Origin of the sequence: Rhizobium sp. SG741 (assembly GCF_012275435.1) — a bacterium.
Classification (GTDB): Bacteria; Pseudomonadota; Alphaproteobacteria; order Rhizobiales; family Rhizobiaceae; genus Rhizobium; species Rhizobium lusitanum.
On the sequence record NZ_JAAZQP010000003.1, the window covers coordinates 269,437 to 288,708 of the forward strand.

At 60.3% G+C, this 19,272-nt stretch carries 22 protein-coding genes; 9 read left to right on the top strand and 13 right to left on the bottom strand.

What is annotated here, in order from left to right:
- Positions 1–55 precede the first annotated feature (55 nt).
- From hemW to rph, 4 genes are read right to left on the bottom strand one after another with little or no spacing between them, the layout of a single operon-like run.
- On the bottom strand, positions 56–1,249 hold the full coding sequence (gene hemW, locus FHT29_RS09755) for a radical SAM family heme chaperone HemW (protein WP_037202973.1): 1,194 nt from the start codon (positions 1,247–1,249) through the stop codon (positions 56–58).
- A gap of 18 nt (positions 1,250–1,267) precedes the next feature.
- The gene (rdgB, locus tag FHT29_RS09760) at positions 1,268–1,912 is read right to left on the bottom strand and encodes an RdgB/HAM1 family non-canonical purine NTP pyrophosphatase (protein ID WP_047641086.1); all 645 of its coding nucleotides are present in this window, start codon (positions 1,910–1,912) and stop codon (positions 1,268–1,270) included.
- A gap of 11 nt (positions 1,913–1,923) precedes the next feature.
- Entirely contained in the window at positions 1,924–2,340 is a 417-nt protein-coding gene (locus FHT29_RS09765; protein WP_037202974.1) for a VOC family protein, read from the bottom strand.
- A 12-nt stretch (positions 2,341–2,352) separates the two neighbouring features.
- Positions 2,353–3,069 (bottom strand): ribonuclease PH, encoded by a 717-nt coding sequence (gene rph / locus FHT29_RS09770; protein ID WP_168596549.1) that lies wholly within the window; start codon positions 3,067–3,069, stop codon positions 2,353–2,355.
- Positions 3,070–3,241: 172 nt separating this feature from the next.
- Here rph and hrcA point away from each other — a divergent pair, with 172 nt between their 5' ends.
- Positions 3,242–4,330 (top strand): heat-inducible transcriptional repressor HrcA, encoded by a 1,089-nt coding sequence (hrcA, locus tag FHT29_RS09775; RefSeq protein ID WP_037202978.1) that lies wholly within the window; start codon positions 3,242–3,244, stop codon positions 4,328–4,330.
- 3 nt (positions 4,331–4,333) lie between these two features.
- On the opposite strand, the gene FHT29_RS09780 is transcribed toward hrcA, so the two are convergent.
- A complete protein-coding gene (locus FHT29_RS09780; protein WP_037202980.1) occupies positions 4,334–4,768 on the bottom strand; it encodes a GFA family protein in 435 nt (144 codons plus the stop codon).
- Between the two features lie 211 nt (positions 4,769–4,979).
- On the opposite strand from FHT29_RS09780, the gene grpE reads away from it, so the two are divergent.
- Positions 4,980–5,618: a nucleotide exchange factor GrpE gene (grpE, locus tag FHT29_RS09785; protein WP_037202982.1), complete on the top strand. Its 639-nt coding sequence runs from the start codon at positions 4,980–4,982 to the stop codon at positions 5,616–5,618.
- Positions 5,619–5,706: 88 nt separating this feature from the next.
- On the opposite strand, the gene ptsN is transcribed toward grpE, so the two are convergent.
- From ptsN to lptC, 6 genes are all read right to left on the bottom strand, one after another.
- Positions 5,707–6,171 (bottom strand): PTS IIA-like nitrogen regulatory protein PtsN, encoded by a 465-nt coding sequence (gene ptsN / locus FHT29_RS09790; RefSeq protein WP_037202984.1) that lies wholly within the window; start codon positions 6,169–6,171, stop codon positions 5,707–5,709.
- Between the two features lie 89 nt (positions 6,172–6,260).
- Positions 6,261–6,836, bottom strand: coding sequence for a ribosome-associated translation inhibitor RaiA (gene raiA / locus FHT29_RS09795; protein WP_037202985.1), 576 nt, complete (start codon positions 6,834–6,836; stop codon positions 6,261–6,263).
- 249 nt (positions 6,837–7,085) lie between these two features.
- Positions 7,086–8,645, bottom strand: a complete 1,560-nt coding sequence (gene rpoN / locus FHT29_RS09800; RefSeq protein ID WP_168596548.1) for an RNA polymerase factor sigma-54 — start codon at positions 8,643–8,645, stop codon at positions 7,086–7,088.
- 195 nt (positions 8,646–8,840) lie between these two features.
- Entirely contained in the window at positions 8,841–9,632 is a 792-nt protein-coding gene (gene lptB / locus FHT29_RS09805; protein WP_245297501.1) for an LPS export ABC transporter ATP-binding protein, read from the bottom strand.
- Between the two features lie 31 nt (positions 9,633–9,663).
- The gene (locus FHT29_RS09810) at positions 9,664–10,326 is read right to left on the bottom strand and encodes an LptA/OstA family protein (RefSeq protein WP_037202988.1); all 663 of its coding nucleotides are present in this window, start codon (positions 10,324–10,326) and stop codon (positions 9,664–9,666) included.
- Positions 10,323–11,009 carry an LPS export ABC transporter periplasmic protein LptC gene (gene lptC, locus FHT29_RS09815; RefSeq protein ID WP_037202989.1) on the bottom strand — a complete coding sequence of 229 codons (687 nt, stop codon included), beginning with the start codon at positions 11,007–11,009 and terminating at the stop codon, positions 10,323–10,325. Before lptC ends, FHT29_RS09810 begins: the two co-directional genes overlap by 4 nt.
- A 326-nt stretch (positions 11,010–11,335) precedes the next feature.
- On the opposite strand from lptC, the gene sppA reads away from it, so the two are divergent.
- From sppA to FHT29_RS09830, 3 genes are all read left to right on the top strand, one after another.
- Entirely contained in the window at positions 11,336–12,292 is a 957-nt protein-coding gene (gene sppA / locus FHT29_RS09820) for a signal peptide peptidase SppA (RefSeq protein WP_047556211.1), read from the top strand.
- Positions 12,293–12,318: 26 nt separating this feature from the next.
- The gene (locus FHT29_RS09825) at positions 12,319–12,624 is read left to right on the top strand and encodes an integration host factor subunit beta (protein WP_004120746.1); all 306 of its coding nucleotides are present in this window, start codon (positions 12,319–12,321) and stop codon (positions 12,622–12,624) included.
- 168 nt (positions 12,625–12,792) lie between these two features.
- A complete protein-coding gene (locus tag FHT29_RS09830; protein WP_037202994.1) occupies positions 12,793–13,125 on the top strand; it encodes a LapA family protein in 333 nt (110 codons plus the stop codon).
- Here the strand turns inward: FHT29_RS09830 and FHT29_RS09835 are convergent.
- Positions 13,117–13,575 carry a GNAT family N-acetyltransferase gene (locus FHT29_RS09835; protein ID WP_037202996.1) on the bottom strand — a complete coding sequence of 153 codons (459 nt, stop codon included), beginning with the start codon at positions 13,573–13,575 and terminating at the stop codon, positions 13,117–13,119. The genes FHT29_RS09830 and FHT29_RS09835 overlap by 9 nt on opposite strands.
- Positions 13,576–13,612: 37 nt before the next feature.
- Positions 13,613–14,065 carry a carbon monoxide dehydrogenase subunit G gene (locus tag FHT29_RS09840; protein WP_037202998.1) on the bottom strand — a complete coding sequence of 151 codons (453 nt, stop codon included), beginning with the start codon at positions 14,063–14,065 and terminating at the stop codon, positions 13,613–13,615.
- Between the two features lie 112 nt (positions 14,066–14,177).
- On the opposite strand from FHT29_RS09840, the gene FHT29_RS09845 reads away from it, so the two are divergent.
- From FHT29_RS09845 to FHT29_RS09860, 4 genes are read left to right on the top strand one after another with little or no spacing between them, the layout of a single operon-like run.
- Positions 14,178–15,299, top strand: a complete 1,122-nt coding sequence (locus FHT29_RS09845) for a class I SAM-dependent methyltransferase (RefSeq protein WP_080760515.1) — start codon at positions 14,178–14,180, stop codon at positions 15,297–15,299.
- Positions 15,296–16,156 carry an RNA methyltransferase gene (locus FHT29_RS09850; protein ID WP_037203000.1) on the top strand — a complete coding sequence of 287 codons (861 nt, stop codon included), beginning with the start codon at positions 15,296–15,298 and terminating at the stop codon, positions 16,154–16,156. The genes FHT29_RS09845 and FHT29_RS09850 overlap by 4 nt, the downstream gene beginning before the upstream one ends.
- Positions 16,153–16,671, top strand: a complete 519-nt coding sequence (gene lspA / locus FHT29_RS09855; protein ID WP_037203001.1) for a signal peptidase II — start codon at positions 16,153–16,155, stop codon at positions 16,669–16,671. Before FHT29_RS09850 ends, lspA begins: the two co-directional genes overlap by 4 nt.
- A 55-nt stretch (positions 16,672–16,726) precedes the next feature.
- Positions 16,727–19,009 carry a PAS domain-containing hybrid sensor histidine kinase/response regulator gene (locus FHT29_RS09860; protein ID WP_168599626.1) on the top strand — a complete coding sequence of 761 codons (2,283 nt, stop codon included), beginning with the start codon at positions 16,727–16,729 and terminating at the stop codon, positions 19,007–19,009.
- Positions 19,010–19,272: the final 263 nt, after the last annotated feature.

Sequence of the window (19,272 nt, forward strand, 5' to 3'; positions counted from 1 at the left end):
AGCTTGCGGCACCGGCATGCCCCATATGCAATTGCCCCGCCCTCGAGGGAGGTGACTAACAGGCCAGATCGGCAACGACGGAATCGAGGAGCAGCATTCCCGTCGGCGTGCAGCGCAGGCGGGAATTGCCCAGCCGCTCGATGAACCCGTGCTCCAGCAGGAAAGCCTCGCGCTGCGGATCTGGATCCCGGCCGGAGAGTTCCTGCCAGCGGGCGAGGTCGACACCCTCCTTCAGGCGCAGGCCCATCAGCAGCAATTCGTCGGCCTGCTCGTCGAAGCCGAGCATTTCCTGATCGACCATGCCATGGCCGTCGCGCTCGACCATCTCAAGCCAGCTCTCCGGCTTCCGCTCGGTGGCCGTTGCAAGCTTTTGCGAGCCGCGGGTCAGCCGGCCATGGGCGCCGGGACCGATCCCGGCATAGTCGCCATAGCGCCAGTAGGTGAGATTATGCCGGCTTTCGGCGCCGGGACGCGCGTGGTTGGAGACCTCGTAGGCCGGCATGCCCTCGCGCTCGGTGATCTCCTGCGTTGCCTCGTAGAGCAGCGCCGACTGGTCGCCGTCGGGCACGATCAATTTACCGGCCTTGTGAAGGCCGTAGAAGGGCGTGCCTTCCTCGATGGTCAATTGATAGAGCGAGAGGTGGTCGACGGCGTAGGAGATTGCCTCCTTCAGCTCGCGTTCCCATTCCTCGACTGTCTGGTTCGGGCGGGCATAGATGAGGTCGAAGGACATGCGCGGGAAGATCTCGCGCGCCAGCTTGATCGCCTTCAGCGCGTCGGCGACATCGTGCAGGCGGCCCAGGAATTTCAGGTCGCGGTCGTTCAGTGCCTGCACGCCCATCGACACGCGATTGACACCGGTGGCGCGATAGCCGCGGAAGCGCTCGGCCTCGACGCTCGATGGATTGGCCTCCATGGTGATCTCAATGCCGTCAGGCACATGCCAGGTCCTGGCGATGCCATCGAGGATCGCACCGACCGTCTCCGGCTTCATCAGCGAAGGTGTGCCGCCGCCGAGGAAGATGCTGGTCACTGTTTTCGGGCCGCTGATCATCCGCATCGATGCCATCTCCTTCAGAAAGGCGGCAGCGAAACGCTCCTGATCAACAGGCTGGTGACGGACATGGCTGTTGAAATCGCAATAGGGACATTTGGCCGCGCAGAAGGGCCAATGCACATAGACGCCGAAACCAGGCTCGCCGGTATCCGGTAGCAATTGCGCCCCGCGCATCAGGTCTTGCGAATCCATGATCTCCACGAAGTAAGCCTACGCCTCCAGACAGGTTTCGACAAAGACCTTGAAGGCGCGGGCGCGATGCGACAGCGCCTGCGGATTGCCGGGCTTCCAGCCATGCTTCTCGTCGGCGCTCATCTCGCCGAAGGTCGTCTCATATCCCTCCGGCTGGAATATCGGATCATAGCCGAAGCCCTGGGTGCCGCGCGGCGGCCAGACGACGGCGCCTTCGACTTCGCCGCGGAAAAGTTCGGTATGTCCGTCCGGCCAGGCAAGGCAAAGCACGCTGACGAAACGAGCCGTACGGCGTTCAGGCGAGGTGGCGCCGGCTTTTTCCAGCGCGGTTTCGACCTTCTGCATCGCCATGGCGAAGTCGCGAGTGCCGTCAGCTGTTTCAGCCCAGTTGGCGGTATAGACCCCCGGATCGCCGCCGAGCGCATCGATCACCAGGCCGGAATCGTCGGACAGTGCCGGCAGGCCGGAAGCATGCGCCGAGGCCAGGGCCTTGATCGCGGCATTTTCCTCGAAGGTCGTGCCTGTTTCGTCCGGTTCGATGAAATTGAGGTCGGCGGCCGACTTGGCGGCAAAGCCGAAGGGGCCGATCAGATCCTCGATTTCGCGGATCTTGCCGGCATTGTGGCTGGCGACGACGATGGTCTTGGTATCGAGTTTGCGCATGTCTTGTCCCGTCATAAGCCCCAGATGCGGGGTTCGGCGCATTCCAGGCTGTTGCCGGCCGGATCGCGGAAATAGATCGAGCGGCCGCCGTTCGGCCAGTGAAAATCGGCTTCGATGGCAATGCCCGCAGCCTTCAGCTTCCGGGCCATTGCCTCGATGTCGTCGCCGCTGAGCCGAAAGCAGACATGACCATCGCCCGTCGTGCCATGCGGCGGCACGGGAAGGGAGCCCGGTTCCGGCGGCTTCATCGTCTCGGCCGGATTGAAGATCAACAGCACGCCCGGCCCGCAACGATAAAAGACATGGCGGTTACCACCACGTGCGATCTTCTCGAGCCCGAGAATGCCGCTATAAAAGGCCTCGATCGCATCGAGATCGTCCGCATAGAGAGCGGTTTCCAAGATGCCTTCGAGAGCCGCGTCCGCCATTGCAGGATATCCTCAGACGATCGCCTGCTTCTGCAGATCCACCAGTTCGGCAATGCCGTTCTTGGCAAGGCCCAGGAGCGTGGCGAATTCTTCTTCGCTGAAGGGCGTGCCCTCGGCCGTTCCCTGGATCTCGACGATCCCGCCTTTGCCGGTCATGACGAAGTTGGCGTCGGTTTCTGCCGAGGAATCCTCGAGATAATCGAGGTCGATCACCGGCTGGCTGGCGAAGATGCCGCAGGAGATCGCCGCGATGTGATCTTTCAGTACGCGGTCGACTTTGATCATGTTGCGGCTTTCCATCCACTTCATGCAATCGTAGAGCGCGATCCACCCACCGGTGATCGCCGCGGTCCGCGTGCCGCCATCGGCCTGGATGACGTCGCAGTCGACGGTGATCTGACGTTCGCCGAGCTCCTTCAGGTCGACGACGGCGCGCAGCGAGCGGCCGATGAGGCGCTGGATTTCCTGCGTGCGGCCGCCCTGCTTGCCGGCGGCAGCTTCGCGCTTCATGCGCTCGCCGGTCGCGCGCGGCAGCATGCCGTATTCAGCCGTGACCCAACCCTTGCCGCTGTTGCGCAGCCATGGCGGCGTCTTTTCTTCCAGGCTTGCCGTGCAGAGCACATGCGTATCGCCGAACTTGACCAGGCACGAGCCTTCCGCATGCTTGGAAAAATTGCGCTCGAACGACACCTTGCGCATCTGATCGGTTTTTCTGCCTGAAGGCCGCATTCCACTCTCCTGAAACTTCGATGACCGCTTCTACGACCCAGAGGAGGCTTTTGCAAAGGAAAAGCAGGCTTTAATGCCCCACTGCGGCGGTAACCGCATTTTTCCCTTTTGCGATTGCTAACTGAATGATTATATTTTCACTAAGGCTCAATGGAACGGATTTGGCAGCAAAATGGTATTTACGACATCGACGGTTTCGGATGTCATTGCTGCGCTTGACGAACGCTCCAAGGAAATCTTTCGCCGCATCGTCGAAGGCTATCTCGAAAACGGCGAGCCGCTCGGTTCGCGCAATCTTTCGCGCCTGCTGCCCATGTCCTTGTCGCCAGCTTCGGTGCGCAATGTCATGAGCGACTTGGAAGAGCTTGGTCTCATCTATTCGCCGCATATCAGCGCCGGCCGGCTGCCGACCCAGATCGGCCTGCGCTTCTTCGTCGACGCCTTCATGCAGGTCGGTGACCTCTCCGCCGAGGACCGCGCCAACATCGATCGGCAGGTGCGCGGGAGCAATCGCGACCAGCCGATGGAATCGGTCATGTCCGAGGCGAGCCGCATGCTGTCCGGCATTTCGCGCGGCGCCGGCCTGGTCATTACCGCGAAAAGCGATCCCGTGCTGAAGCATGTGGAATTCATCCGCCTGGAGCCGACCAAGGCGCTTGCGGTGCTTGTCGGCGATCATGACCAGGTCGAAAACCGCATCATCGAACTGCCGGCCGGCATCACCTCGTCGCAGCTGACGGAGGCCGCCAATTTCCTCAATGCTCATATGGCCGGCCAGACCCTTCCGGAATTCCGCCGGCGTGTGCAAAGTCTGAAGGATAGCGTCCGCCAGGAGTTGGACAGCCTGTCGCATGAGCTGGTCGAGCGCGGAATTGCGGTGCTGTCGGGTGACGACGCCGAAGGCAAGCCGACGCAACTCATCGTGCGTGGCCACGCCAATCTGCTGGCCGACGTCGGCGGCGCCGAGGATCTGGACCGGCTGCGTCTGCTATTCGATGACCTTGAAAAGAAGGACAGTCTCATCGAGATCCTCAACCTTGCGGAAAGCGGACCGGGGGTGCGTATCTTCATCGGTTCGGAAAACAAGCTCTTTTCGCTGTCCGGCTCATCGCTCATCGTCGCTCCCTACCGCGACGATGACGATCGCATCGTCGGAGCAGTCGGCGTCATCGGTCCGACGCGGCTGAACTACGCACGCATCGTACCCATGGTGGATTATACGGCACAGCTGATTTCGAGGCTGTCGCGGCCAGGGATCTGACGCCTAGTCGGGAAGCAGCGTTCCCGATCCGCCCATTTCCGCCGGAAAATCCTTCTGCTTCGGCAGTCCATCTTTCATGTGCAGCACCGTCGTCTCGTAATTGGCGTGAAATGCCGGTTGAAAGTCGAGACCGGGAAGGACAGCGGCGTAAACATCGGTTACGCCCCATGGGGGATGCTCCGTCAGCAGATGGCCCCCGCAGACCGTGCACCACTTGCGCACGCTCGTTTCGGTCTTCTGGTAGCTGCCGATGCGATCTGCACCCTTGGTAATGTGGACGGCTTCGGGCGGCCAGAGCGAGAAGGCATTGACCGGTCCCGCCGACCATTCCCGGCAGGAATCGCAGTGGCAATAGCCCATCGCGATAGGCTCGCCGTCGACGGTGACCTCGACTGCACCGCAGAAACATTTGCCGGAAAGGGATTTGCCGCTGGACATTGATCTCACCCGCCGTGTTGAGATACGCTTAACTATATCACCGGAGAGAAGGCCTGGATAGCCGAGTCGCAACCAGCGTCTCTGATCCGCCGGTATCTTGCCACCGTCGTAATGCCACGAATTGGCTGATCTTCTCGACAAAGCCTTGATTTTTTCCGGCTAAACCTCGATATCGGGCACATCCAAAAGACAAAGCAATTCGGAGACCGTCATGACCGACGAAACAACGAAAACCGGACCTGACGCCGCGGCGGCCGACACATCAGCGGATTTCGCTCAAGACGCAGCGGAAACCATTGATGCGACCGAGCCGTCTCAGCCGGACCCGGTCGAGCTGCTGAAGGCCGAAAACGGCGAACTGCGTGACCGCTACCTTCGCCTCGCCGCCGAGATGGACAATCTTCGCCGCCGCACCGAGCGTGATGTGAAGGATGCGAAGTCCTATTCCGTGGCGAGCTTCGCCCGCGACATGCTTGCAGTGGCGGACAATCTGCGCCGCACGCTGGACGCCATTCCGGCCGAAGCGCGCGCCGGCGCCGATGCCGGCCTGCAGACGCTGATCGACGGCGTCGAGATGACCGAGCGTTCCATGCTCTCGGCACTGGAGCGCCATGGCGTGCGCCAGATCGAACCGATCGGGCAGAAGTTCGACCCCAATTTCCATCAGGCGATGTTCGAGGTGCCGAATTCAGAGGTGCCGAACAATACGGTCGTGCAGGTCGTGCAGGCCGGCTTCGTCATCGGCGAGCGCGTTCTGCGCCCGGCCATGGTCGGCGTCGCCAAGGGCGGCCCCAAGATCGTCGAGAACGCAGAGGGCGCCAACAGCCCGCTGGACGAAAAAGACGCCTGATCTTCACGCGATAAAAAAATAAGAGCCGGATGATCCACAATCATCCGGCTCTTATTTTTGCCTTGATCCGATGTGATCCAAGTCACCGTTAAGCGGCGTTGGATGCCTGTTCCTCGTTGAGGAATGCATAGATCGCCGAAGCGGATTCGGTGGCGCGCAGCTTGGCGACCAGGTCCTGGTCTCGCAAAACGCGGGCGATGCGTGAGAGTGCCTTGAGATGATCGGCGCCTGCGCCTTCCGGCGCGAGCAGCAGGAAGACGAGGTCGACGGGCTGGTCGTCCAGCGCCTCAAAATCGACCGGTGCTTCGAGGCGCGCGAAAATGCCTGCGATGGATTTGATGCTGGCAAGCTTGCCATGCGGGATGGCGATGCCGTTGCCGACGCCGGTGGAGCCCAGGCGCTCGCGCTGCAGCACCACGTCGAAAATCTCTCGTTCGGGAAGTCCGGTCAGTTTGGAGGCTTTGGCTGCCAGCTCCTGAAGCAGTTGTTTTTTGGAATTTGCCCTCAAGGCGGGGATGATCGCATCTTGGTGTAGCAAATCTGCCAATGCCATTCTCTTTATCCTTCGTGTCGCCGAGAACCGATAACGGGGGAGCGGCGGTCGGCCTACTTAGGCACGGAGCCGCCGCTCATCTTCTATTCTCAGCCTTTGATATTGGCCGCGTCGATCCAGCCAATGTTACCGTCCTGACGACGGTAGACGATGTTCAGATGTTCCTTGCCGGGACTGCGGAAGAGCAGCAACGGTTCGTCGGTCATGTCGAGCGCCATCACAGCCGTCGCCACCGACATGGTCTTCAATTGCTTCGTGCTTTCGGCAACGATCACCGGCGCGAAATCGGAGGCAATCTCTTCGTCGTCGTCCGGAACGCCGTCCATGACGGTGTAGGCGACTTCAGCCTGACCGTTCGCATGATTGCCGGCCTGATGGTCCTTAAGCTTGCGTTTGTAACGGCGCAGACGTTTCTCGATACGCTCGGACGCCGCGTCGAAAGCAAGCTGCGGGTCCATCGCCTCTCCGGCGGCATGCAACACCACACCGCTGTCGAGATGAAGCTTGCAATCGGCCGCGAAGCGAGAACTGGACTTGTGAACAGTTACCTGACCCGAATACCCCCCGTCGAAGTATTTCGTCACGGCCATACCGATCTGGTCTTCAATCCGCTGGCGGAATGAGTCACCAATTTCCATATGTTTACCGGAGACACGCACACTCATGGAGTTTCCCTTCTTGTAGTGGTTATTGCGCGTACCAGTTTACGCCAAGCCTCAAGCTCATCCAAGCACTTCACGCGGTCAAAGACAAATTGCGTATATCGGCCGCCTTCGGGATGATGGGGATAAGTTCATGGTCGTGCTGTCCTGCAGCGATTGCGGCGGGCTTCTAGCCCCGCCGCATCTGAAAGTCAACTGCATCTTAACGGACTGTTAGGAGATCCGCAGTCTGTGGTTGAATGCCGACAACGGTCAGAAGTTCGCGACTTTTGCGATGGCCCGCTTCTCTCGCCGCCGCTGCACGGATGAAGGAATGTTCATTGCCTCGCGGTATTTTGCAACCGTACGGCGAGCCAGCTCGATGCCGCCCTTCTTCAGCGTATCCACGATATCATCGTCGGACAGAACCGCATCGGAACTCTCGCTCGAGATCAGCAGGCGGATCTTGTGACGCACCGCTTCGGCGGAATGGCTGTCGCCGCCTTCGACGGCGCTGATCGAAACCGTGAAGAAATATTTGAGCTCGAACAGTCCGCGTGGCGTTAGAATATATTTATTCGAGGTCACGCGACTGACGGTCGATTCATGCATCTTGATGGCGTCCGCCACGGTTTTCAGATTGAGTGGCCGCAGATGGTCGACCCCATGCACCAGGAAAGCGTCCTGCTGCCGCACGATTTCGCTCGCCACCTTCATGATCGTCTTGGCTCGCTGGTCAAGGCTGCGGGTCAGCCAATTGGCATTCTGCAGGCATTCCGACAGAAAGGCGTGGTCCTGGCTGGTTTTGGAGACGCAGGCGAAATAGGACTGGCTCACCAGCACGCGCGGCAACGTATCGGGGTTGAGCTCCACTAGCCAGCTGCCGTCTGCGGCGGGGCGCACCACGATATCGGGCATGATCGCCTCGGATATGCCGGTCTCGAAGCAGCTGCCGGGCTTCGGGTTGAGCTGGCGGATCTCCGTCATCATGTCGAGCAGGTCTTCCTCGTCGACACCACAGAGCCGCTTCAGCGTTGCAAAATCACGCCGGGCGAGAAGCTCGAGATTCTGGATCAACCGCTCCATAGCCGGATCGAAACGATCCCTCTGCCGAAGCTGGATTGCCAGACATTCGCTGAGAGAGCGTGCGAAGACCCCGGGGGGATCCAACTGCTGCAAGATATTCAGCACGCGTTCCACTTCCCGAGGGGCGGCACCGAGACGCTCCGCCGTTTCCTTCGGGTCGGCATGCAGATAACCGGCATCATCGAGCTGGTCGATGAGGTACTGCGCGATCAGCCGGTCGGCCGCGGCCGGAAGCGAAAAGGGGATTTGTTCGTTCAGATGATCGCGAAGCGACACCTGGCCGGCGACAAAATCGTCAAGATCGTAGCTCTCGCCGGCTTCGCCGCCAGGCATGGATTTCCATTGGCTCAGCAGTTCCGGCGCATCGGCACGCTGCGGACTTCCATCGTCGGGAAAGACGTTGCTGAAATTGGTATCGAGCTCGTTGTTCAGCCGGTCCGCATTGCCGGTATTGTCGCTCTCGTACCAGTCGCTCGCCAGATCACCGGGATTGCGGTCGAAATCATCGTCGCCGTGGGTTTCGTCCACGGTTTCGAAGCGCTCGTCCTTCGTCTCGCGATCGCCACTACTGCCTATATCCTCGTCATTTGACGCAAATTCAAGCAGCGGATTCTTCTCGACTTCCTGCGCGATAAACTGAGTCAGTTCAAAATGGGTCATCTGCAGCAACTGGATGGATTGCATCAGTTGCGGTGTCATCACCAGGCTTTGGCTTTGGCGCAGGAAAAGATTGGCCGATAGTGCCATGGCGGACGCGGGACTCCCCTTGATCTCCTCGGGAATTCGCGTTTTCCGTTAATAAAAACTTCGCGAAATCCCAACTGGCCCAAAAATTGCTTTTTTATTGGATTTGGTCAAGTGGAACTGTGAAGCGAAGGTAAATTTCCGAAGCGCGACAGCGTCCAATAATATTGACGTGCGCTCCGGTTGAATTTCAGCCTGTCAAAGGCTGAAATTGTCGCCGAGATACAGCTTTCGTACTTCCGGATTGCTGACGATGTCGTTCGCCCTGCCATGGGTCAGGACTTCACCTGCATGGATGATGTAGGCGCGATCGATCAGGCCGAGCGTCTCACGAACATTGTGGTCGGTGATCAACACGCCGATACCGCGCGCCGTCAGGTGATGGACGAGGTTCTGGATGTCGGCGACCGAGATCGGGTCGACGCCGGCGAAGGGCTCGTCGAGAAGCATGAAGGTCGGGTCGGTTGCCAGTGCGCGCGCTATTTCCAGGCGCCGCCGCTCGCCGCCCGAAAGCGCTATCGCCGGCACTGTGCGCAGATTGCGAATGTGGAATTCCTCCAGCAGTTCGTCAATCTTGTGTTCCCGCTTCGCCTTGTCCTTTTCGTGGACCTCGAGCACGGCGCGGATGTTCTCCTCCACCGTCAGGCCACGGAAGATCGAGGCTTCCTGCGGCAGATAGCCGACCCCGAGCCGAGCGCGGCGATACATCGGCATCGAGGTGACATTGTTGCCGTCGATCTCGATCGTACCTTCGTCGACAGGCACGAGGCCGGTGATCATGTAGAAGCAGGTGGTCTTGCCCGCGCCGTTAGGCCCGAGCAGGCCGACCGCCTCACCACGCCGCACCACCAGCGAGACGCCGTTGACGACGCGCCGGGTGCGGTAGGTCTTGGTGAGGCCGCGCGCAATCAGGGTACCCTGATAACGCGCTTTATCCGCGGCCGGTGCGCCCGCTGCCGTGGAGGAAGGCCCGGTCGTGCCGGGCAAGATGGAAGTGGTCGATGTCGTCACGGGGCCGGTATCAGTTCTTCTTTTGCTGTTGTTGCTGCACTTGCTGCGACTTGGGATCGAGCTGGATCTGGACACGGCCCCCGCATGCATCCAGCTGCGCTTCGCCCGTCGCCATGTGCACGGTGAGCTGACAACCGGTGAAAACGTTCGGTCCGTCGGTCAGCACCACTTTCTTGCCCTTGAGGATGGCAAGCTGGTTGGCCATGTCGAACGAGCCGTCGTCTGCTGTCGCCGTCTGAGTGCCGGAAACGAGGTAAACCTTGTCGGTGACCAGAATGTGGTCGATATTGGCGTCACCCGATACCAGCGACTGGTTCTGCTCCTTGGCTGCCTTGGCGACCGGATTGTCCTCCGCCGGCTTGGCATTGGCATCAGCGGGCTGCTTCTTCTTGTAGAAAACAGTCATCTTGCCAGCCTGCATCGTCGTGGTCCCCTGAACCACCTTGACGTTGCCGGTGAACACGGCCTGGCTTTCCGCATCATGGATTTCCAGCTTGTCGCTTTCGATCTGGATCGGCTGATCCTTGGAAAGCGCAAGCCCTGGCATGTTGCTTGTCGTTGCCTGCGCGCCTGCTTCCGCCGCTGCGAAAAAGGCGAGCGCGCTGAAAGCACAAAAAAGGCCTGCCTTGCGCAGGCCGGAGTTGAAAATTGAATGTGTCCAATCGTTTATCATGAACCGCCCGGCTTCTGTTCGCTAGCTGTGTTGTGGAATGCGGACGGTTCGATACGCATTTGAACCTGCCCGTCGAATTCGATTACGCTCCCCTTATCCGTCATCTTGAGCGAACGCGCAACAACCGACATGCCACCTCGCTGGATTGCAACCTGATCCTGGCTGGACAGGTCGCCCTTCTTCACATCGAGGAAAGCGGTCTTGAACTCGGCGCGCAAGCCGTTGTCCATCTGAACGACGAAGGGCTCGGTCAGTTTCAACGTGTCGGCCTGGCGATCGAAATCCGCGCTCTGGGCCGTCACATGCGCGATCACGTCGGTATTGACAGGCATCGATGCCTTGATCGTCTTCAGCGTGATCATGTTCGGATTCCGGATATCTTGCAGCGCCTTTTCCGCAAGCAGGGAGTAATTGATGCCGTCCTTGTTGCGGCCGGCGATGGCGGGACGCTCCATCACGACCTTGCCGTCTTCGATCTTGGCGCCCTCGATCTGGATGTCGGCCGGCAGATAGGCGCGGATGACGGAGACGGCGATGAAGATGAGCGAGACGATGAAAGCGGCCAAAGGCAGCAATATTCGCAGCCTCTTCACACGTGCGGAGTGGAAAGTGGCGACTTTATACGCATTTCGGTCCGGCGCTGAGTGGATTGCGTGGCCGGAGGTCTCGATCGTATTGAGCATGCAACAGGTCCGTCTTTTCTGATCCGGAGAACGGCATTCACGTCATGCACAGACTGTGCCAAAAGGCCTATCGGATCGTTTCGCATTATTGCACTGGCTTGCCAATATGGATTTTTTTCTGCAGCCGAGGAATTTTGGCAGAAAAATATGCCATTTGCTGGTTTCATCCGATCAGGCGATGTCCTATCTGATGAAGCATCGGAGTGCTGTTCCGTCGAGGACATCGAAAAACGGGATCGCCCTTTGCTGAGGATTGTGCCTGTTTCAAGGTATTATGCATCCGGTTCGTAGCGCATTCGGTTTGTGACAGGGAGAAATAAAGCGTTATGGACAGTTCTGCAATTGCGGACCGGCGACAAATGCGCCGCAAGCTTGGTTTCTGGCGTGTCATCGCTGTTTTACTCCTCGTCGCGCTCGGCTTTGCGCTCTATCGTTTCGTCGCGGGCGACCTGCCCGACACGCGGGGACCGCAGATTGCCCGCGTCACGATTTCCGGGCTTATTCAGGACGATCCCGAACTTCTCGAGCGGCTGAAGAAGATCCGCGACAACGATCAGGTCAAGGCGTTGATCGTGTCGATCTCTTCGACCGGCGGCACGACCTATGGCGGCGAACGCATCTTCAAGGCGATCCGCGCCGTCGCCGCCAAGAAACCCGTTGTCTCCGACATCCGCACCGTCGCGGCGTCTGCGGGCTATATGATCGCAACTGCCGGCGATGATATCGTCGCGGGCGATACCTCGATCACGGGGTCGATCGGCGTCATCTTCCAATATCCGCAGGTCAAGGATCTGCTCGACAAAATCGGGGTTTCGCTCGACGAGATCAAGTCTGCGCCGCTGAAGGCCGAACCGTCGCCTTTCCATCCGGCCAGCGAAGACGCCAAGAATATGATCCGCAATATGGTCATGGACAGCTACGGCTGGTTCGTCGACCTTGTGGCGGATCGTCGCAAATTGCCGCGCGAAGACGTCTTGAAGCTTGCCGACGGCAGCATTTTCACCGGCCGTCAGGCGCTTCAGAACAAGTTGATCGATACGCTTGGTGGCGAAGACGAGATCCTGGCCTACCTCGAAACGCGCAAGGTCAAAAAGGACCTGCCGATCGTCGACTGGAAGGCGGAAGGCAAAAGCTCATCCTTCTTTTGGCCGGGTGCCGCTTCCTGGTTGCTAAATCGTTTCGGTTATGATGATTTTGTGAGGGGAGAGGGCCTCCAGAAAATCATAACCGAGAAGTTGTTTCTTGACGGCCTGCTTTCTCTTTGGCAGGGTGCAGCCAACTGATAAATCAATGATTTAAGGGGGTAGCCGTGATCAAGTCGGAATTGGTGCAGATTGTTGCCGCCCGCAACCCGCATCTCTATCACCGCGACGTCGAAAATATCGTCAACGCTGTCCTCGACGAGATCACCGATGCGCTTGCCGCGGGTAACCGGGTTGAACTTCGCGGCTTCGGCGCTTTCTCCGTCAAGAACCGGCCTTCTCGCTCCGGTCGCAACCCGCGCACGGGCGATACGGTGTTCGTCGAGGAGAAGTGGGTTCCCTTCTTCAAGACCGGCAAGGAACTGCGCGAACGCCTGAATCCGGGCGCCGGCGATGAGGAAGACGACAACTAATAGCCGGCTAGGCTCGTTCTTTCCCGAAATGTGCCCGCGGACATATCCATTGGACATGATTGCGCCGCGACGCGGTGGTACTTGAACTCGGCCGCGTCTTTCCTATTCTGCGGCTGGCGGCATCACGCGTGCAGTCGCACGGATACGCCTGGATAAAGGAGCTGCGCAATGGCCAAAAAGATCGTCAATCTGCTGATATTGCTGCCGCTCGGCATCATCCTGATCGTATTCTGCGTTGCGAACAGGCAGTCCGTGACGCTCGCGCTTAATCCGTTCCGGCCTGAAGATCAGGTCCTGTCGCTGAACGCACCGCTGTTCGTATTGCTGTTCGCGGCATTGATCCTCGGCATGCTCGTCGGCGCTGGGGTGACCTGGTTCAATCAGGGAAAACACCGCAGGCGCGCTCGCAGCCAGTCGCAGGAGGCGGTGCGCTGGCAGGCCGAGGCTGACAAGCACCGCACACGCGCCGAGCAGATCGCCGGACAGCTCCCGTCAAAATGACCGGCTGTTGCCGAGCCGCATCTCTTTGTAATCGCCTTCCGCCGAGGCGCCGTCGCCGATGATTTCGAAGCCCATTGCCTGATAGAAGGCCATCGCACGCGTATTTTTGACCAGGCACTTCAGCCGGTAGTGGCGGCTTTTCCAGTCCGGGAGCGCGGTCAGCAGGGCCTTTCCCGCGCCGTGGCCCTGGAAGGCCGGGAGAATGTACAGCATGTGGATGAAATCATCCGGCTCCCAGATCGCCGCGAAACCCGCGATCATGCCGTGCACGTCTTCGCAGACGAACAGGCGCTCGCCCGTTGTATGGATGGCAAGGTCCTCAAGGCTGAAACGACCGGGATCGACCCAGAGGAATGTTTCCCGGCGCACGCGCAGATAGATCTCGGCAAGAGGCGGCATATCCTGCTCCCGCGCCGGCCGGATGGTCCAAGTCTCTGATCTCGATATCATGAGCGGATTATATGGGCGTCAAAAATGTCAACGGCAATCAGGCGCTGGCCTGACCGTTGATCGCTGCGGTGAAATCGGAAAAAAACTGCTGCGCAAGCTTCTTGGCGCTGGAATCGACCAGCCGCGAACCAAGCTGCGCAATCTTGCCTCCGACCTGTGCCTTGGCCTCGTAATGAAGGATCGTCTCGTTGCCGTCTTCCTTCAGCACGACGTCGGCTCCGCCTTTGGCAAAACCGGCGATCCCGCCCTTTCCTTCGCCCGAGATCGTGTAGCTTTCCGGAGCATTGATGTTGGAGAGCGTCACGTCGCCGCTGAACGATGCGGAAACCGGGCCGATCTTCAATTTCACCTTTGCCGTCAGTTCGGTCGGGGAGACCCATTCCAGGCTCTCACAGCCGGGAATGCACTGCCTGAGGATATCAGGGTTGTTCAGCGCCGCCCACACGGTGTCCCTGGGTGCCGTGATCCGCTCCTCGCCGGTCATGTCCATGCGCAATCCTCCCAATGTGACATTTTGTGCATGGATCATCGCAGATCGGAAAGCGCTTTGCCAAGTGGCGGTCAGATGCTATTTGCACGCTCATATCAATTTCGAGACAAGCATGGTGAAACAGAAGGAACGCCGGCCCGGTCAGAAAGCTGCGGGCGGCCCTGGCGCAAAGCCCCGCCCGGAGGCGCGGCGCGATACGCCCGTCAAGACAGGCGGCAAAATGCCAGCATCGCGTGACCGCGGCGAGCGGATTGCCGAACCGCGTACCGCCGCCTCCACGGTTGCGGCGCCTGAGCGCCCGCTGATCGTGAGAAATGGCGAGCGACCGCCGGAGCGTGTGCCGGTCATCCTGGAATCGTTGGGCGCCGGGGATTTCCATCTGATCGACAGCGGCAACGCACTGAAGCTCGAGCAATATGGCCCGTATCGTATCGTTCGGCCGGAGGCGCAGGCGCTGTGGCAGCCGTCGCTCGCCTCGCATGTCTGGGACAATGCCGATGCCGTATTCACCGGCGATACCGACGAGGATGGCATGGGCCGCTGGCGGTTCCCGCGCGAGGCGTTGGGCGAAACCTGGCCGCTGCAGTTGCTCGGCGTCGATTTTCTCGGCCGCTTCACCGCATTCCGCCATGTCGGCGTCTTTCCCGAGCAGATCGTTCACTGGGCCTGGATGAAGGAACAGGCAGAGGCGGCGAAACGGCCGCTGAAGGTCCTGAACCTCTTCGGCTATACCGGCGTTGCTTCTCTGGTCGCCGCTGCGGCCGGCGCGGAGGTGACCCATGTCGATGCCTCCAAGAAGGCAATCGGCTGGGCGCGGGAAAACCAGGCCCTGGGCCGCATGGAAAAGCTGCCGATCCGCTGGATCTGCGAGGATGCGATGAAGTTCATCCTGCGCGAGGAGCGGCGGGGCAACAAATACGACATCATTCTCACCGACCCGCCCAAATTCGGCCGTGGCCCGAACGGCGAGGTGTGGCATCTTTTCGAGCATCTGCCCTTGATGCTCGATATCTGCCGCGAGATCCTGTCGCCGAAGGCGCTCGGGCTGGTGCTGACGGCCTATTCGATCCGCGCCAGCTTCTATTCGATCCATGAATTGATGCGCGAGACCATGCGCGGCGCCGGCGGTGTCGTCGAATCCGGCGAGTTGGTCATCCGCGAGGCCGGCCTCGACGGCAGCACGCCCGGCAGGGCGCTTTCCACCTCCCTCTTCAGCCGCTGGGTGCCGAAATGAACAAGGATTTCCGTAACGACGGCCCCCGCAAGGTCGGACAGGTCAAGGAAGTCACTTCGCTTGCCAATCCGATCGTCAAGGATATCAAGGCGCTGACGGTCAAAAAATCGCGCGAGGAGAGCGGCGCTTTCCTGGCCGAAGGTTTGAAACTGGTCATCGACGCCCTCGAGCTTGGCTGGACCATCCGCACGCTGGTCTATGCCAAATCCGCCAAGGGCAAGCCTTTGGTCGAGCAGGTCGCCGCCAAGACGGTCGCTGCCGGCGGACTGGTGCTTGAGGCCAGCGAAAAGGTCATTGCGTCGATCACCCGTCGCGACAATCCGCAGATGGTGGTGGGCGTCTTCGACCAGCGTTGGCAGCAGCTTAGGGATGTCAAGCCGGCGGCCGGCGAGACCTGGGTGGCGCTGGACCGCGTGCGCGATCCCGGCAATCTCGGCACGATCATTCGCACTGCCGATGCAGCCGGCGCTTCCGGCGTCATCCTCGTCGGCGAAACGACCGATCCCTTCTCGCTGGAAACCGTGCGCGCCACCATGGGCTCCGTTTTCGCGGTGCCCGTCGTCAAGGCGACGCCGGAAGAGTTTCTGACCTGGAAGAAGAAGGCTGATGTCTCCGTCGTCGCCACTCATCTGGCCGGCGCGGTCGATTACCGCACGATCGACTATAAGAAGAAGCCCGTGGTGCTGCTGATGGGCAATGAACAATCCGGCCTGCCGGATGTCCTGGCGAAAGAGGCCGATGCGCTTGCGCGCATCCCGCAGGCCGGCCGCGCCGACAGCCTCAATCTGGCGGTTGCGACGGCAGTCATGCTGTTCGAAGCCCGCCGCCATCTTCTGACCCTTAGCGAGAGCCGATGACCGAGAGCCAGACCCACGAGCAGGTGCCCGCAAAACCCGCACTGTTTTCCCGGCCCGTGCCGATCCTGATCTTCATCGTCGTCGCAGTCATTCTCGACCAGGCCGTCAAGATCATGGTCGACCAATGGCTGCCGCTGCAGGAGATGGTGCCGGTCATTCCGATGCTGGCGCTGTATCGCACCTACAATCTCGGCGTCGCCTTCTCGATGCTGTCGGGCATGGATGGCTGGTTCATCGTCGGCATGCGGCTCGTCATCGTCGCCTTCGTCCTCTGGCTTTGGCGGCGTGCCCCCAATCATCGCTGGCTTGCCCATCTCGGCTTCGCCTTGATCATCGCCGGGGCGCTTGGCAATTTGATCGACCGCTTTCTCTATGGCCACGTGATCGACTATATTCTCTTCCATACGCAGACATGGTCTTTCGCCGTCTTCAATCTTGCCGACAGCTTCATCACGGTTGGCGCCGGCTGCGTCATCCTGGACGAGCTTCTGACGCCGAAAAAGGCGAAAAACTAAAATTCTAGCGTTTCCTTGAAGGCATCGGGAAGGATGCGTGTGTTAGCCAGACTGCATGAGCACTCTGGCTAACCTGCAGGAAAAGCTTGCGGCTGCGATCGCCCGCGGCCAGACGCCGCCAATCGAAGGAGCGGCCGATGGCGTGTCGTCCCTGATCACGCCGATTGAGACGCCGCGTCATGCCGAACAGCGGGCGCAGCGCGCGACGGCGCCATGGAGGCTGCAACGCCGCTGGTTGAACGGCGGCGGCCTGGTTGCCGGAGCCGCCCTGCTCGCGATCGGCTACGCCGGCGGCCCGCCGGCACTGTTCGCCGCGCTATGCGTTGTGGCGCTGTTGCTGATAGCGATGGCTATCTTCACAAAATGGAGCGTCGTCCGCAGTCCTGCCGTCACCGATCTCAGCGAAAACGAGCATGATCGTCTTTGGGAGCGCAAGGAAAGCACCAGCCTGCTTGCTACCATCCATGACGCACTTGGTGACATTACGGTCACGCGCGGTATCGACCGCCGGATTCTGGATGCCAATGCCACCTTCCGCCGGCTGACGGGGAGAACAAACCCGGAGGGCCTGACGCTGGAGGAAACCGGCCTCGTCTTCCGTGCCGTCACCGATGCGCAACATCAGGATGCGGAGATTGCCACGCCCGAAGGGCAGCGTACGTTCGCCTGGTACGACGTCATGTTCCGCGATCCGACAACGGGACAGTTGTGCATCCAAAGCGTGGCGCGCGATGTGACCGAAGAACGGCAGATCACCCGCCTTCGCGAGGATGCGCGGCTGAAAGCCGAATACAACAGCGCAGCCAAATCGCGGCTGCTGGCCACCGTCAGCCATGAAATCCGCACCCCCTTGTCCGGCATCCTCGGGATGAACCATCTGCTTGCCCAGACGCGGTTGACGCTCGAGCAGGCCAATTATCTGACGGGCATTCGCCAGTCGGGCCACGCCTTGGTGCAGTTGGTCGAAGATCTCCTCGATTTCTCCACGATCGAGGTCGGCCGTTTCCAGTTGCATCCGCGCAAGGAGGCATTGCGGCCGTTGCTGGAAGGCGTCGTCGAAATGCTTGCCCATCGCGCCCACGAAAAGGGCCTGGAAATCGCGGCAAGCGTCGCGTCCGATGTCCCCGAGATGTTGGAGTTCGATCCCGCCCGCCTGCGTCAGGTCCTCTTCAACGTCATCGGCAATGCAGTGAAATTCACGCAGACCGGCGGCATCCTCATCCGAGCGGGCCTCAAAGGGCGGGACCTGACGATAACGGTCCACGACAGCGGCCCGGGAATGACGGAGGAAGAGCAGGCCCGCATTTTCGGTGAATTCGAGCAGGCTGGTTCCATCGTGGAAAAAAGTGCCGGCACCGGCCTTGGGCTTGCGATCTCCGCCCGCATTCTGCGCGAATTCGGTGGTGGGCTCAGTGTTGCCAGCCAGCACGGCAGCGGCAGCGTGTTCACCATCCGCTTTCCGATCGGCCTGGTTGCCGAGGAGGATGGATATAGACGGCGTGACGCCGTGCTCGAGGGGTCGCGTGTCCTGTTGCTGGCGCCGGAGGGCGCGGCAAGCACAGCGATTGCGCAAACCATCCGTGCTCTCGGTGGCCATTGCCGCCTGATCGGCTCAGGCGATATGGGCGAGTTGCGGCAATCTTTCCCGATGGGGGGAGGCGGTGCCTGGACGGATCTTATCGTCGATCATCGCATGGCGCCTTGGTATTTCCGCGAGGGAAGTGAGCTGGCGACACCGGCGCTGCGCAAGATTTTCCTCGTCAATCCCGAGGAGCGCAACACCCATCCGCTCGATCTTTTCGACGCATGGCTCATCCGGCCGCTGCGCGAACAGTCGCTGATCGACGTCTTGAGCGGTCGCATGCGCGGCATGGAAAGGCGCGACCATTCGAGTGACGGTTTGTCCGAGATCGGGATAACGACGCCGGAGGCCGAGGATCCCGCACTCAACATCCTGCTTGGCGAGGATGATCCGGTCAACGCGATGCTGGTTCGCGCCATGCTCGCCAAGGCCGGTCATAGGGTTCGCCTCGTCGAGGATTTCGACGGCCTGCGTGCTCGCGCGCAAGACGGCGAGGCTCGGCCGGATATCATCGTCACCGATTTCAACATGCCCGGCGGCACCGCAGTTGCCGTCCTAGCGCAATTGCGCACCCATGAGCGCCGGCAGGGATTGTCGCCCTTGCCGATCATCGTATTGACCGCCGACAGCCGCGATGCGATACGCCGTCAGGCGCTGCTTGCCGGGGCCGATGCCGTCATCGTCAAGCCCGTCGATCCTAAGCGGCTGATAGCCACCGTGCAGAGCCTGTCGAAGGCGGCTTTCGAACGCGCCTAAGCCAGGCATTTGATTTTCGAATCAAGATCGGGCATATCGATCATGTCGCCTGAACCGATTAGGCGGCAATGACTGATAGTGGCTTGCGGCGACCTTCAACCTGCGCGAATTGCTGTCGTTTAGTTGGGGACGGGGCGCCCATTCAAAAATTGCAACGGGCACACTTCTTGCTTTTAGCAAAGCTGCGTGTCACTTTCCTGTCGCACGAATTTGGTTTATGGCGCTATATCGGCCCGCAGGGGGAGAATCGCCATGTCCATCGA

Coding starts and splice junctions, on each gene's coding strand:
- hemW (WP_037202973.1), bottom strand. CDS start 1,249: ATGGATTCGCAAGACCTGATGCGCGGGGCGCAATTGCTACCGGATACC.
- rdgB (WP_047641086.1), bottom strand. CDS start 1,912: ATGCGCAAACTCGATACCAAGACCATCGTCGTCGCCAGCCACAATGCC.
- FHT29_RS09765 (WP_037202974.1), bottom strand. CDS start 2,340: ATGGCGGACGCGGCTCTCGAAGGCATCTTGGAAACCGCTCTCTATGCG.
- rph (WP_168596549.1), bottom strand. CDS start 3,069: ATGCGGCCTTCAGGCAGAAAAACCGATCAGATGCGCAAGGTGTCGTTC.
- hrcA (WP_037202978.1), top strand. CDS start 3,242: ATGGTATTTACGACATCGACGGTTTCGGATGTCATTGCTGCGCTTGAC.
- FHT29_RS09780 (WP_037202980.1), bottom strand. CDS start 4,768: ATGTCCAGCGGCAAATCCCTTTCCGGCAAATGTTTCTGCGGTGCAGTC.
- grpE (WP_037202982.1), top strand. CDS start 4,980: ATGACCGACGAAACAACGAAAACCGGACCTGACGCCGCGGCGGCCGAC.
- ptsN (WP_037202984.1), bottom strand. CDS start 6,171: ATGGCATTGGCAGATTTGCTACACCAAGATGCGATCATCCCCGCCTTG.
- raiA (WP_037202985.1), bottom strand. CDS start 6,836: ATGAGTGTGCGTGTCTCCGGTAAACATATGGAAATTGGTGACTCATTC.
- rpoN (WP_168596548.1), bottom strand. CDS start 8,645: ATGGCACTATCGGCCAATCTTTTCCTGCGCCAAAGCCAAAGCCTGGTG.
- FHT29_RS09810 (WP_037202988.1), bottom strand. CDS start 10,326: ATGATAAACGATTGGACACATTCAATTTTCAACTCCGGCCTGCGCAAG.
- lptC (WP_037202989.1), bottom strand. CDS start 11,009: ATGCTCAATACGATCGAGACCTCCGGCCACGCAATCCACTCAGCGCCG.
- sppA (WP_047556211.1), top strand. CDS start 11,336: ATGGACAGTTCTGCAATTGCGGACCGGCGACAAATGCGCCGCAAGCTT.
- FHT29_RS09830 (WP_037202994.1), top strand. CDS start 12,793: ATGGCCAAAAAGATCGTCAATCTGCTGATATTGCTGCCGCTCGGCATC.
- FHT29_RS09835 (WP_037202996.1), bottom strand. CDS start 13,575: ATGATATCGAGATCAGAGACTTGGACCATCCGGCCGGCGCGGGAGCAG.
- FHT29_RS09840 (WP_037202998.1), bottom strand. CDS start 14,065: ATGGACATGACCGGCGAGGAGCGGATCACGGCACCCAGGGACACCGTG.
- FHT29_RS09845 (WP_080760515.1), top strand. CDS start 14,178: ATGGTGAAACAGAAGGAACGCCGGCCCGGTCAGAAAGCTGCGGGCGGC.
- FHT29_RS09850 (WP_037203000.1), top strand. CDS start 15,296: ATGAACAAGGATTTCCGTAACGACGGCCCCCGCAAGGTCGGACAGGTC.
- lspA (WP_037203001.1), top strand. CDS start 16,153: ATGACCGAGAGCCAGACCCACGAGCAGGTGCCCGCAAAACCCGCACTG.
- FHT29_RS09860 (WP_168599626.1), top strand. CDS start 16,727: ATGAGCACTCTGGCTAACCTGCAGGAAAAGCTTGCGGCTGCGATCGCC.